The 13,099-nt window shown below is 62.8% G+C and carries 10 protein-coding genes; 6 read left to right on the top strand and 4 right to left on the bottom strand.

Going from position 1 to position 13,099, the window contains the following annotated elements; translation table 11 throughout:
- Positions 1–51: 51 nt before the first annotated feature.
- Complete coding sequence (locus GSQ90_RS04120) at positions 52–1,728, bottom strand: lysine--tRNA ligase (protein WP_158813536.1); 1,677 nt, start codon at positions 1,726–1,728, stop codon at positions 52–54.
- A gap of 111 nt (positions 1,729–1,839) precedes the next feature.
- Positions 1,840–3,636: a glycosyltransferase family 2 protein gene (locus GSQ90_RS04115; RefSeq protein ID WP_158813535.1), complete on the bottom strand. Its 1,797-nt coding sequence runs from the start codon at positions 3,634–3,636 to the stop codon at positions 1,840–1,842.
- A 305-nt stretch (positions 3,637–3,941) separates the two neighbouring features.
- Here GSQ90_RS04115 and GSQ90_RS04110 point away from each other — a divergent pair, with 305 nt between their 5' ends.
- On the top strand, positions 3,942–4,790 hold the full coding sequence (locus tag GSQ90_RS04110; protein WP_246731396.1) for a transporter substrate-binding domain-containing protein: 849 nt from the start codon (positions 3,942–3,944) through the stop codon (positions 4,788–4,790).
- A 4-nt stretch (positions 4,791–4,794) separates the two neighbouring features.
- Here GSQ90_RS04110 and gnd read toward each other — a convergent pair whose 3' ends face one another.
- Both gnd and efp read right to left on the bottom strand, forming a co-directional pair.
- A complete protein-coding gene (gene gnd / locus GSQ90_RS04105) occupies positions 4,795–5,781 on the bottom strand; it encodes a phosphogluconate dehydrogenase (NAD(+)-dependent, decarboxylating) (protein ID WP_158813534.1) in 987 nt (328 codons plus the stop codon).
- A gap of 59 nt (positions 5,782–5,840) precedes the next feature.
- Positions 5,841–6,410: an elongation factor P gene (gene efp, locus GSQ90_RS04100; RefSeq protein ID WP_158813533.1), complete on the bottom strand. Its 570-nt coding sequence runs from the start codon at positions 6,408–6,410 to the stop codon at positions 5,841–5,843.
- A 157-nt stretch (positions 6,411–6,567) separates the two neighbouring features.
- Here efp and epmA point away from each other — a divergent pair, with 157 nt between their 5' ends.
- The 5 genes from epmA (at position 6,568) to GSQ90_RS04075 (ending at position 13,095) form a co-directional block, all read left to right on the top strand.
- Positions 6,568–7,635, top strand: a complete 1,068-nt coding sequence (epmA, locus tag GSQ90_RS04095) for an EF-P lysine aminoacylase EpmA (RefSeq protein ID WP_158813532.1) — start codon at positions 6,568–6,570, stop codon at positions 7,633–7,635.
- Positions 7,632–9,443: a DNA helicase RecQ gene (gene recQ / locus GSQ90_RS04090; protein ID WP_158813531.1), complete on the top strand. Its 1,812-nt coding sequence runs from the start codon at positions 7,632–7,634 to the stop codon at positions 9,441–9,443. The genes epmA and recQ overlap by 4 nt, the downstream gene beginning before the upstream one ends.
- Positions 9,436–10,314, top strand: a complete 879-nt coding sequence (gene mutM / locus GSQ90_RS04085; protein WP_158813530.1) for a bifunctional DNA-formamidopyrimidine glycosylase/DNA-(apurinic or apyrimidinic site) lyase — start codon at positions 9,436–9,438, stop codon at positions 10,312–10,314. Before recQ ends, mutM begins: the two co-directional genes overlap by 8 nt.
- Before the next feature lie 124 nt (positions 10,315–10,438).
- Positions 10,439–11,836 carry a threonine synthase gene (gene thrC, locus GSQ90_RS04080; protein ID WP_158813529.1) on the top strand — a complete coding sequence of 466 codons (1,398 nt, stop codon included), beginning with the start codon at positions 10,439–10,441 and terminating at the stop codon, positions 11,834–11,836.
- On the top strand, positions 11,833–13,095 hold the full coding sequence (locus tag GSQ90_RS04075; RefSeq protein WP_158813528.1) for a pitrilysin family protein: 1,263 nt from the start codon (positions 11,833–11,835) through the stop codon (positions 13,093–13,095). Before thrC ends, GSQ90_RS04075 begins: the two co-directional genes overlap by 4 nt.
- Positions 13,096–13,099 lie beyond the last annotated feature (4 nt).

Genomic DNA, 13,099 nt, shown 5'->3' with positions numbered 1-13,099 from the left:
ACGGTGGCCGAAATCGCCAAAGCGACGCGAAGGTGGGCCACGCTCGGCGTCTTACGCCACCTTTCCAACAAGCCCACCCGCGAGCGCCTTCGCAATCAACGCCCGCGTTTCCTCAATCCCATACAGTGCGATGAATGAACCCAACCGCGGCCCGCGCTCCTCGCCCAGCAGCACCTGATAGATCATGTTGAACCAGTCGTTCGATACGCCCGGCCGTTCCGGCGTGGCGCCCTTGGCGTTCAAATCCTGATAGCGCGGGATCGGTCGGGCGAGATCGTAGAGCGCATGCTGGATCGTCTCCGCGTTCGCATCGCCGGGAAGCGCCGCCAGATTCGCCGACAGTGCCTCAAGCGCGGCGGTCTCGACATCGTCGGCGAGCCGATAGCGCTTCTTCGGCGCCACGAAATCGCGGAAATAGGCGACCGCGTAATGCACGAGCCGGTCCAGTCTCGGATGGGTCTCAGGCGAAACGGAGGGCGCATAGCGGCGCAGGAAGCCCCAGAGGACAACGGGATTCTCGCTGTTGGCGACCGCCGTTAGATTGAGCAGCATGCTGAAGGAGATCGGCGTTTCCGCGTTTTCGCCGTGGACGAGGCGTTCGGGCGCGGGCGGCGCCCCGGCGTGGATGTGCCAGACCGGATTGCCCAGGCGCTCCTTCCACTCCTGACGTGGATAGGCGTCGAGAAAGCCCAGATATTCATCGACCGTACGCGGAATGACATCGAAATAGAGCCGCTTGGCGGCCATCGGCTTCTGGAACATGAACAGCGACAGACTCTCCGGACTCGCATAGGTCAGCCATTCGTCGATCGAAAGGCCGTTGCCCTTTGATTTGGAAATCTTCTGGCCCTTGTCGTCGAGGAAGAGTTCGTAATTGAAGCCCTCCGGCGGCTGGCCGCCGATCGCGCGCGCGATCGCCGACGACAGCTTGACGGAATCGATGAGGTCCTTGCCCGCCATTTCATAATCGACGCCAAGCGCGACCCAGCGCATCGCCCAGTCGGGCTTCCATTGCAGCTTGCATTGGCCGCCCGTAACGGGCGTTTCGAACGCCTCGCCCGTATCGGGATCGCGCCAACTGATCGTTCCGGCCTTGGAATCATGTGCGAGGAGCGGGACCTGCATGACGATGCCGGTGCGCGGATGAATGGGCAGGAACGGCGAATAGGTGGCGGCGCGTTCCTCGCGCAGCGAGGGCAGCATGATTTTCTGAACCGCGTCGAACCGCGCCAGCACATGCAGCAGCGCCGCATCGAAACGCCCAGCCTTGTAATAAACGGTCGAGGAGGCGAATTGATAATCGAAGCCGAACGCGTCGAGGAACCTCTGCAGCCGCGCGTTGTTTTGGGCGGCGAAACTATCGTATTCGCCAAACGGGTCCGGCACCTGCGTGAGCGGCTTGCCGAGATGGGCTGCGATCAAGTCGCGGTTAGGGATGTTGTCAGGCGCCTTGCGTAACCCGTCCATATCGTCGGAAAAGGCGATCAATCGCGTTTTGATCGTATCTTCCGTCAGGACGCGGAAGGCGTGCCGCACCATGGTGGTCCGCGCGACTTCCCCGAACGTGCCCATATGCGGCAGACCCGATGGGCCATAGCCGGTTTCGAACAGGACTTCGCTTTGGCCGGTTCGCTGAACGCGCGCGACCAGCTTCCGCGCCTCCTCGAATGGCCATGCCTTCGAAGTCTGTGCGGCCTCGAGCGGGACGTTGGCGAAAGATAACGGCATTCTCTTGAACTTGCTCCTGAATCCGGCTTCCGGCGAAGGCCGGTCGCCGCGCACAGTAGAAAGACGCTTCGTCAAGTCAATCGTCGAGACTGTCGTTCGCGATTTTTGCCTCTAATGAAGCACCTTCCCATCACCGGATTCCCGAATGGACGTGCGCGCCAGTCCGTGCTCCGTCTTCCACCAGTGAAAGGGCCGCCACGCAAGATCTACCAGCGCCGCCCAGGCGGCGACAGAGACCAGGCAATAGTAGAGGGGGAGCAACGGGAGACATAGGCAGAGCCGCAAGAGGCGTCTGCGGCGCAGGGCCAGCATGATCGGAACGAGGATCGCGCCAAGTCCCGCGACCAGCAACAACAGCGTCAGCGCGGCGCCAATGACCTGGAGGATCGACCGCATCATGAACAGTTCGCCGTTCAGGCAGCGCCACAGCGAATAGCCAAGAAGCGCGGGACCCAACAGGCCGCCGAGCACCGGGCCGAGCATCAACGCCAACGCCGCCAAAGTGCGCATCCAGCCCAACTGGCCAAGTAGGCGGCGCGGATTGCGCAAATGAACCGCAAGGGTCTGTAGCCAGCCTTTGAGCCAGCGACGGCGCTGCCCGAACCAATTTTTGAGATTGGACGGCGCCTCCTCATAGGTGTCCGAGTCGATCGTGGCCACGCGGCGCGCGAAGCGGGCGAGGCGCAGACCGAGATCGGCGTCCTCGGTCACGTTCCACGCGTCCCAGCTTCCCGTGTGGCGCAGCGTTTGCCAGCGGAAGTGATTGGACGTCCCTCCAAGGGCGATGGGAGCGCCGAGCACGGCGAGGCCGGGATTGACGACGTCGAACAGCGCCGCGTATTCGATTGCGAAAAGCTTGGCCATCCAGAAGTCGTCGACATTGAAGATCGCGAGACGAGCCTGCAAGCAATCGATGCTTTTGTCTCGCGCAAAGCGGGCGGCGGCCCGGCGCAATTGGTTGGGGGCGGGCGCGTCCTCGGCGTCATAGATGACGATCAGATCGCCGCGAGCGAACGGGAGTGCGACGTTTAGCGCGCGCGGCTTGGTGGCGGGGGCCCCAGGCGGCGCGACAATGACGTCATAACGCGAGGGAAGCCTCATTTTCGCAAGCGCGGTCAGCGTTTCCAGATCGTCGCGTTCTACGACGATTTTGATGTCGAGCTTGGATTTTGGATAGTCGATTGCGTCGATGGCGCCGATGAGCTGCGTGACAATCTTCGCCTCGCGATAGAGGGGGGCGATGATCGAGTAGAGAGGCAGATCGAAGTCGTTCAGCGGCGGCGGCGCCTCGGTCGGCGCTGGCTTTGCCGCGGCGACAAGGCGCAACGCGGCGGCCGCGCCGAAAGCGAGCCAGAGGGCGATCGCGCAAAACACACGGAATTCCGCGGACCAAAGCGCTCCGACGAAAATCACGCAAAGCGCCAGGAGAGTGGCGCATGCCAATCGGCCGTTGGAAAAGATCGAGTGGGCGGAGAGCGTTGGATCCACCCCAGCGAGGGCGCCGGCGGCGTTCTCGGCCAATTGGCGAGCCATTTGACGCCGAACGATGGCGCCCAATCGTTGCGGCGCGGCGATGGCGTAATAGGTCGGCGAACGCCCGGCGGCGGAAGCCGCGAGCAGGGCCGCCACAGCCCTGCCGCGCGGCGCCACGACGGCGCTCAATCCCTCGGGGTTTGGCGCCAATCGCACGCTTCCGCGCGTCGCGGCCTCGGCGGGATTGAGGCATTCGGCGATTGCGATCTCGCCGCGATAGTACGCGAGCCCCACGCGCTGAGCGAGCAACCGGTAGAAATCATCTTCGCGCAGGTAACCTTCGCCGAGCAAGGCTTGATCGGCCGAAACGCCGCAGCGGACAGCCGCCTGCGTCGCGGCGAGCAATGAGGCGCGCGGCACGCCATAATCGGCCAAAAATGCGATTTCGATCGGGACGATGTCTCGATTCTCGCCTGGCGAACGGCGGTCGCTGCGCCCTATTGGCGTACGCGACCACTTCGCCGGAGCCCAGTCAGGCGTTGCAAACGGGGCTTGCGGGTCGAAAGCTGTCACGCGGGACGCCGACAAAATTTCTACAGGCAACAAACGATAATCGAAGGATTACTGAAATATCCCACAACCGTAAAGTGCAGAAAGTAAAATTGATCGAAAAATGCGACCGGGGTTAGAGTGCCAAATCGACTGGCTGCGCCCCGCATCAACAAGGCAATCTCTTCATCATGCGTCGACCGCATTTTTCCAATTTTTTGTTCGCGCTGATGGCGATCTTCTTTTTGGTCGCGGCGGCAAACGCGCAGGACGCACGTGTCGCGACGCCAAGCTTCTGGGATCCGGGCCTTCAACGCGAGCGGCCCGATCTATCGGGACTTCGCGCCATCCGTTTCCTCACCGACGACGACTATCCACCGCTCAATTTCGCTTTGGCGGACGGTTCGCTCGCGGGTTTCAACGTCGAAATCGCCCGGGCCGTCTGTGAGGAATTGCAGGTGGGCTGCACCATTCAGGCGCGCCGTTGGGACACGATCGTCGATTCGCTGCTCGAAGGTAAAGGAGACGCCATTATCGCGTCGATCGCCGCGACGCCGGCGACGCGCGGCAAAATCGACTTCACCCAACCTTATTATCGAACGCCTGCCCGTTTCGTCGTGCGTAAGGACTCGCCCCTTCGCGACGCAACGCCTGCGACCTTGGCCGGCAAGACGATCGGCGTTATCGCGGGCTCGGCCCATAGGGCCTTTCTCGATGGGTTCTTTCCCGGGATAATTCAGAAGACCTATCCCGACGCCGCAGCCCTGTATGAAGCATTGCGTAAGGGTTCGATCGACGCTCTGTTCGGCGACGGCCTGTCGTTGGCGATATGGCTCAACGGCGCCGCGTCGGACGATTGCTGTGCGTTCAAGGGCGGCGCTTATACCGAGAGCCGGTTTTTTGGCGAAGGCGTCGGCATCGCGCTGCGCAAGGAGGACACGACGCTGCGCCGCGCATTGGATTGGGCACTCGCCCGCTTGGCGGCGCGCGGAATCTACGCCGAACTCTACCTCAAATATTTTCCGGTCGGCTTTTATTAGGCGCCTATCCCTTGTTGGCTGTCGGCTCGATATGACCGCCGAAACCCTTGCGCATGGCGGAGATGATTTTCTCCGCGAAAGTGTGGCTTTGGCGCGAACGGAAACGCGTATAGAGCGCCGCCGATAAAACCTCGGCTGGCACCGCCTCCTCAATCGCCGCCATGATCGTCCAGCGACCCTCGCCCGAATCTTCGACAAAGCCGGAATACGAATCGAGGCCGCCCTCATGCGCCAGCGCCGAGGCGGTCAAATCGAGCAGCCATGACGTAATCACGCTGCCGCGCCGCCAGACTTCCGAAATATCGGCCAGATCCAGAGAGAAGCGATGCTCGGGTTTGAGCGCCTCGCTGTCGGCATGGCGCAGGATATCGAAGCCTTCGGCGTAGGACTGCATCATGCCGTATTCGACGCCATTATGGACCATTTTGACGAAATGGCCGGCGCCGCAAGGCCCGGCATGCAGATAGCCTTCTTCGACGCGCGGATCGCGCCCCTCGCGGTTCGGCGTTTGCGAAACGTCGCCACGGCCGGGCGCCAAGGCCTTGAACAAGGGATCGAGCCGCCGCACGACTTTTTCGTCGCCGCCGATCATCATGCAATAGCCGCGCTCCAGCCCCCAGACGCCGCCGCTGGTGCCGACATCGATATAATGAAGGCCTTTTTCGGCGAGCGTCGCGCCGCGCCGAACGTCATCCTGCCAGAACGTATTGCCGCCATCGATGATGACGTCGCCGGCGGCAAGCAGAGGCGTCAGGGCTGTGATCGTCTGTTCGGTCGGCGCGCCGGCGGGCAGCATGACCCACACGGCGCGCGGCGTTTCGAGGGAGGCCACAAGATCCTGGAGGGAGCCAGCGAAATGAGCGCCCTCTGCGGCCAGCGCCTTGCCCGGCGCCGGATCGCGATCATAAACGCTGCAGGAATGATTGTTGCGCATGAGCCGACGCACGATATTGGCGCCCATCCGCCCCAGCCCGATCATGCCCAGTTGCATTATTCGTCTCCCTTGGATTGCCAATATGCGACGCAGCGGGCCTTCGCGGTCCGAAAATCTCAGTCTTTCGCGCGCTCGACGTAAGAGCCGTCCTCGGTCTGGATGACGACGCGCGTGCCGGCGGAAACATGCGGGGGCACCATCGCCCGCGCGCCATTGGAAAGTTTGGCCGGCTTATAGGAAGAAGAGGCGGTCTGGCCCTTCATCGCCGGTTCTGTCTCCATGACTTCCAGCGTCACGCGGGGCGGCAATTGAATCGCCACGGCCGTGTCGTTGAAAATCGACAGGATAACCTTCATGCCCTCCTGCAACCATTGCCCCTGGTCGCCGATAACGTCGGTCGCCACCTGCATCTGGTCGAAGCTCTCATCATTCATGAAATGATGACCATCGGCGTCGGAATAGAGATAACTGAAATTGCGGTCCTCGACGAAGGCGCGCTCGACCTGTTCAGTCGTCTTGAATCGATCCGTCACCTTCACGCCGTCGGAAATGCGCCGCATGTCGATCTGCGTCGTGGGCGTGCCCTTGCCGGGATGAAAGCTTTCGGCCGATAGAACGACGCAGAGCTGACCGCCCTCCCGCTCGATGATATTGCCTTTTCGGATCGAGCTTGCGATGACTTTCACGTCTTGGGTCCTTAGATAGAGTCTGCGGCGACCGCCTGAAAAACGCGCCGATCGCGCGCTTGCGCTATTGCGGCGGGCAACATACCGATTTTGCCGCCAAAGGCCAGACGGATTGTTCCGCGCGGTCAAAAGGCGTCGCCTGGATAGATTGCCCGCTTTGAAACCGCCTTCCCCATACTGGTCGAAAGATCGCCACGCCGATCGCCGTCCGCGACTGCTGGCGCGCGCGCGCATCATCGGCGCGTTGCGGCATTATTTCGAGCGCCAGGGCTTTGTCGAGGTCGAACCGGCCATATTGCAGGCCTCGCCGGGCAATGAGGCGCATCTGCACGGATTTGCGACGGAAATCATCGGTTCGGACGGCGCGGCCGGAAAGGCTTTTCTGCACACGTCGCCGGAATTTGCGATGAAAAAGTTGCTGGCGGCGGGCGAGGAACGCATCTTCGCGTTTTCGAGAGTCTTCCGGAACCGCGAACGTGGCGCTTTGCATGCGCCCGAATTCACCATGCTCGAATGGTATCGCGCCGGCGCCGACTACGAAGCTTTGATGGACGATTGCGCGGAAATCATCGCCATCGCGGCCGGCGAGGCGGGGGCGCGAAATCTACGTTTTCGCGGGCGCGACGCCGATCCTTTCGTCCAACCCGAGCGGCTCAGCGTCAGGGACGCCTTCTTGCGCCATGCCGGCATCGATCTCTTTGAGAGCCTGACGATGGATGGTGGGACGGCTGATCGGGCCAGGATCGCGGCGCAAGCCGTGGCTGCGGGCCTGCGGGTCGCCCCGGACGACAATTGGTCCGATATTTTCAGCCGGATATTGAGCGAAAAAATCGAGCCGGCGCTGGGGCTTGGGCGTGCGACCGTGCTTTGCGAATATCCCGCCCGCGAGGCGGCTTTGGCGCGCGTCAACGCTCGCGATTGTCGCCTGGCGGATCGCTTCGAACTTTACGCCTGCGGCGTCGAACTCGCCAACGCCTTTGGCGAATTGACCGATTCCGCCGAACAGCGGCGGCGGTTCGAGGAGGAAATGTCTGAAAAACAACGCGTTTACGGCGAGACTTATCCGATCGATGAGGATTTTCTCGCCGCGCTCGATCATATGCCCGCCGCGAGCGGCGCCGCGCTCGGGCTTGACCGTCTCGTCATGCTGACCTGCGGCGCCGAGCGGATCGAAGATGTTCAATGGACGCCGGTTTTTGATCCCTCATGGGGAGTCAAAGCATGACGGGCGCCCCGCTTCTCGATAAAGCCCGCGCCGAACTAGGCCGCGTGTTCGGCTTTCCCGGCTTTCGTCCCGGCCAGGAGGAAATCATCGGGGCGACGCTGCGCGGCGAAGACGTGCTGGCCGTCATGCCGACCGGCAGCGGCAAGTCCTTATGCTATCAACTGCCGGCGATGGCGCGCGAAGGGCTTGCGCTGGTGGTCTCTCCGCTGATCGCGCTGATGCGCGATCAGGTCGCCCAATTGCGCGAACTTGGCATATCGGCGGCGGCGCTGAATTCGGCTTCCGACGTCAACGAACGCCGGCGCGTCGCCGAAGCCTTGCGCGATCGCTCGCTGCGTTTGCTGTATGTCGCCCCCGAGCGGCTGGTGCGCGACGATATGATCGCGCTGCTCAGAAACGCCAAAATCGACCTTTTCGCGATCGACGAAGCCCATTGCGTCTCGCAATGGGGGCATGATTTCAGACCCGAATATATGCGCCTGCGCGACGTCGCCGAAGCGCTCGGCGGCGTCCAGACGATCGCGGTTACGGCGACTGCCGATGGACCGACGCGCGCCGACATTGTCGCGCGTTTGTTCACCCGCCGTCCGCGCATCTTCGTGCGCTCCTTCGATCGGCCGAACCTGTTTCTCGCCATGCGGCCCAAAGCCAATGCGACGCGTCAACTCGCTGATCGGCTGGAGGCGCACAAGGGTGAAAGCGGCATTATCTATTGCGCGTCGCGACGGCGCACCGAAGAACTGGCGGAAGAGTTCTCGCGCCAGGGGCGACGTGCGCTGCCCTATCACGCCGGCCTCGACCATCAGGCGAGGGCGCGAAACCAGGACGAATTTCTCCAGAATGACGGCGTGATCGTCTGCGCCACGATTGCTTTCGGCATGGGCATCGACAAACCGGACGTGCGCTTTGTCTTTCACGCCGATATGCCCTCCTCGGTCGAAGCCTATTACCAGGAGATCGGACGCGCGGGGCGCGACGGCCTGCCCGCTGACACATTCACGCTTTATGGCGCGGGCGACATCGCGCTGCGCCGCCGGCAGATCGCCGAAGGCGACGCGCCGGACGCGCGCAAACGCGTCGAAGAGAAGAAGCTCGACGATCTCGTCTCGTTATGCGAATCCGCGCGTTGCCGCCGCCAGGTCCTGCTCGGGCTGTTTGGCGAGGAGGCCGAACCTTGCGGCCATTGCGACGTCTGCGAGGGCGGCGTGCGCCTCATCGATGGGCGGCTCGATGCGCAAAAGGCGATGTCGGCCGTCCTGCGCACATCGGGACGCTTCTTCTTCGGGCATCTGGGCAATATCCTCGCGGGCAAGGCGACCGATGCGGTGCGCCAATACGGCCATGACAGCCTGAAGACTTTCGGGGTGGGGCGCGAGCGTACGCCCGCCGACTGGCGCGGCGTTCTGCGCCAATTGCTTTCAGCGAAACTGATCGCGCACGATCCTTCGGACCGAGATCGCCTCGTTGTGACGGAGGAGGGGCAAAAAGTCCTGCGCGGACAGGAGACGTTTTCGCTGCGCGAAGACGTCGTTTCGAAAAAACCGCGCCGCCGCGGCGAGGCTTTCGCGTCGCCAGGCGATGCCGACGCCGACATTCTCAACGCGCTGAAGGCGCTGCGGACCGATCTGGCGCATCGCCAGCATCAGCCCGCCTATGTCATCTTTCCCGACCGCACGCTGATCGAAATGGCGGCGCGCCGGCCGCGAAATCTTGAAGAGCTCGCCGCCATCCATGGCGTCGGAATCGCCAAGCTGCAGAAATACGGCGCGGCGTTCCTCGCGGTCATCCAGAGTCATGCCGATGCCTGAAATGCCTGAGGTCGAGACGGTGCGCCTGGGTCTGGCGCCGGTCCTGGTCAATGAGAAGATCGACGCGATCGAGCAGCGCCGGGCAAACCTGCGCTTTCCCTTCCCCGAGCGCTTCGTCGAGCGTCTTGTCGGCCGGCGGGTCGAGAGCCTGTCACGACGCGCAAAATATATTCTCGGCGCCCTCGACAGTGGAGAGACGCTCATCATGCACCTTGGCATGTCCGGCTCTTTTCGCATCGAGCGCGAAGATGAGGAAACGCCGGGGGCCTTCCATTTCGAGCGCTCGAAGATCGCTGCTCATGATCATGTCGTCTTCCACCTCGCGAGCGGGGCGCGCATCACCTACAATGATCCCCGCCGCTTCGGTTTCATGCAGCTCGCGCGGACGGACAAGTTGGCGGCGCATCCGTTGTTTTCCCGGCTTGGCGTCGAGCCGCTCGGGTCCGATTTTGATTCTTCGGTCCTGGCGCGGCTGTTCGTCGGCCGAAAATCGCCTCTGAAGAGCGCGCTGCTGGATCAAAGCCTCGTCGCAGGTCTCGGCAATATCTATGTCTGCGAAGCCTTGCACCGGGCGGGTTTGTCGCCGCTGCATGAAGCCGCGGCGATCGCAGGTCCCGGGGGCAGGCCGACAGCCAAAGCCAAGCGGCTCGCCGCGGCGATACGCGCGGTTCTGGAAGAGGCCGTCGCGGCCGGCGGCTCGACATTGCGCGATCATCGCCAGACGGACGGTGCGCTTGGCTATTTCCAGCATTCCTTCCTCGTTTACGGCAAGGAGGGCGCCGCCTGCCGCCGCGCGCCTTGCGCGGGGACGATTGTCCGGGTCGTGCAATCGGGTCGTTCGACCTTCTATTGCCCGGCCTGTCAGCGATAGCGGAACCGCAGACGGCGAGCGTAGGTCTTTGTTTGGCCGTATTTTTTATCCTTTTGGCGCGGCGGTTTCACTTTGACGAGAAATGCGTTAGACCACGCGCGCATTTTTTAAGGAAATATCAGACGTGCCCTATCTCTCGACGCGCGGAGAGGCGCCGAAACTCGGCTTTTCCGACGCGCTTTTAGCCGGCCTCGCCAGGGATGGCGGCCTGTATGTTCCCCAAGTCATGCCGACGATGGAGCCAGCGGCGATTGGCGCTCTCGCGGGTCTCCCCTATGCGGAAGCCGCCACAAGAGTGGTGCTGCCCTTCACGGACGGCGCCCTGAGCGAGGGTGAACTCGCCGCCATGGCGCAGGAGACCTATGCGGGCTTTCGCCACCCGGCGAAGGCGCCATTGGTTCAGATCGACGACAATCTCTATGTGCTTGAATTGTTTCATGGCCCGACGCTGGCGTTCAAGGATTTCGCCATGCAATGGCTCGGCCGGCTCATGAACCATGTGCTGCAAAAGCGCGGCGCGCGAGCCACGATCGTCGGCGCCACTTCGGGCGATACCGGGGCGGCGGCGATCGAGGCTTTTGGCGGTCAATCGCAGTCGGACATATTCATCCTCTATCCGCACGGACGGGTGTCGGATGTGCAGCGTCGGCAAATGACGACGGTCGACAGGCCCAACGTGCATGCGATCGCTCTTGAGGGCAATTTTGACGATTGTCAGACCATTCTTAAAGGCCTGTTCAACGACCTGGCCTTCCGCGACGCGGTTGCGCTATCGGGCGTCAATTCGATCAACTGGGCGCGCATCGTCGCCCAGATCGTCTATTATTTCACGAGCGCTGTGAGCCTCGGCGCGCCTGCACGGCGCGTGTCCTTCACGGTTCCGACCGGTAATTTCGGCGACATATTCGCCGGGTTTTGCGCCAAGAAGATGGGTTTGCCCATCGAGCGGTTGGTGATTGCGACCAACGAGAACGATATCCTCGCAAGAATGCTGGCCAGCGGCGTCTATGAGACGCGCGGCGTCGTTGCGACGCAATCGCCTTCGATGGACATTCAGATCTCCTCCAATTTCGAGCGTCTGCTGTTCGAGGCTTATGGCCGCGACGCCTCGGCGCTGCGCGCGCTGATGGCGGGGTTCGCGCAATCGGGGAGGTTTTCGATTGCGCCCGGCCCCTTGAAAGCCATACGCGACGAGTTCGACGCCTTTACGACCGACGAAGCGAGTTGTGTGCAGGAAATGGCGCGCGTTTATCGCGAAAGCGGCTATGTCCTCGATCCCCACACGGCTGTCGCGGTTCACGCCGCGCGCCGCGCGCTGGCGCGTGATCGACGGGTTCCGATGATCGTTCTGAGCACAGCCCATCCCGCCAAATTCCCCGACGCGGTCGAACGGGCGATCAAGGTCCGTCCACCTCTGCCGCCTCATCTGGCCGATCTGATGAGCCGCCAGGAGCGCTTCACCGTTCTGCCCAACGATCGGGGCGCCGTCGAGCGTTTCATCCGTGAGCGGGCTCAGGCATGAGCGTCGAAATCACCACGCTTGCGTCCGGTCTTCGCGTCGTCACCGACGCGATGCCCCATCTCAAGACAGCTTCGTTCGGCGTTTTTGTCGGCGCCGGATCGCGGCATGAGCGCACGCACGAGCATGGATTGTCGCATTTGCTCGAGCATATGGCTTTCAAAGGCACGCGCCGGCGCAGCGCACGCGACATCGCCGAGGAGATCGAGAACGCCGGCGGCGACCTCAATGCCGAGACCAGCGTCGAGCAGACGGCCTATCTCGCGCGTGTGCTCGGCGAGGACGCCGGGCTCGCGCTCGATATTCTCGCCGACATTCTCACCGAGAGCCAATTCGACGCCGGCGAGCTGGAGCGCGAGAAGGGCGTGATCCTGCAAGAGATCGGCGCCGTCGAAGATGCGCCCGACGATCTCATTTTCGATCTGTTCACTTCGGCGGCATGGCCCGAACAGCCAATCGGGCGCCCGATTCTAGGCACGCGCGAACGCGTCAGCGCCTTCGACCGCAACGCGATCGATGGCTATCTGCGCCACCATTATCAGGCTGGCGCCACGATTGTGGCGGGCGCCGGCGCCGTCGCGCATGCTGAAATCGTCGAGATCAGCGCCAGGCGCTTTGAGTCCCTTGGCCGCAAGGAATCGCCAGCCGCATCGCCCGCATCCTACCGCGGGGGCGAGATTCTACTGAAGAAGCCTCTTGGGCAAACCCATATCGTCGTCGGATTCGAAGGGCGCGCGGTTCATGCCGACGACCATGACGCGGCGCATGTTTTCGCCGCGGCGGCCGGCGGCGGCATGTCGTCGCGACTGTTTCAGGAAGTGCGCGAAAAGCGCGGCCTCGCCTATTCGATCTATTCGTTTCATTGGGCCTATTCGGATGTCGGGCTCATGGGATTTTATGCGGGAACCTCGCCCAAGGACGCCGGCGAGTTGATGGCCGCGGCGCTCGACTGCCTCGCCGAGGCCGCAGCGACGCTGAGCGAAGAAGAGATTCAGCGCGCCAAAGCGCAGATGAAAGTGTCCTTGCTGACCGCGCTTGAATCGTCGGGCGCCCGCGCGCAGCAGGTCGCGCGCCAGATTCTCGTCTACGGACGGCCTCTCAGCACACAAGAAATGATCGCGCGCATCGAAAGGCTGAATGTCGCGGATGTTCGCGCGGCGGGCGCGGCGATGCTCGGGTCGACCCCCACCGTCGCGGCGATCGGCCGTACCGGCAAAGTCTTGGACCAGGCGCGCGTCGCCCGTCGCCTGGCCGGAATTTGAGGGC

This window comes from Methylocapsa sp. S129 (genome assembly GCF_009765995.1).
Classification (GTDB): domain Bacteria; phylum Pseudomonadota; class Alphaproteobacteria; order Rhizobiales; family Beijerinckiaceae; genus Roseiarcus.
This window is presented reverse-complemented; position numbering and strand designations above follow the sequence as displayed.

Coding starts and splice junctions, on each gene's coding strand:
- GSQ90_RS04120 (WP_158813536.1), bottom strand. CDS start 1,728: ATGCCGTTATCTTTCGCCAACGTCCCGCTCGAGGCCGCACAGACTTCG.
- recQ (WP_158813531.1), top strand. CDS start 7,632: ATGACGGGCGCCCCGCTTCTCGATAAAGCCCGCGCCGAACTAGGCCGC.
- GSQ90_RS04075 (WP_158813528.1), top strand. CDS start 11,833: ATGAGCGTCGAAATCACCACGCTTGCGTCCGGTCTTCGCGTCGTCACC.
- gnd (WP_158813534.1), bottom strand. CDS start 5,781: ATGCAACTGGGCATGATCGGGCTGGGGCGGATGGGCGCCAATATCGTG.
- mutM (WP_158813530.1), top strand. CDS start 9,436: ATGCCTGAAATGCCTGAGGTCGAGACGGTGCGCCTGGGTCTGGCGCCG.
- GSQ90_RS04110 (WP_246731396.1), top strand. CDS start 3,942: ATGCGTCGACCGCATTTTTCCAATTTTTTGTTCGCGCTGATGGCGATC.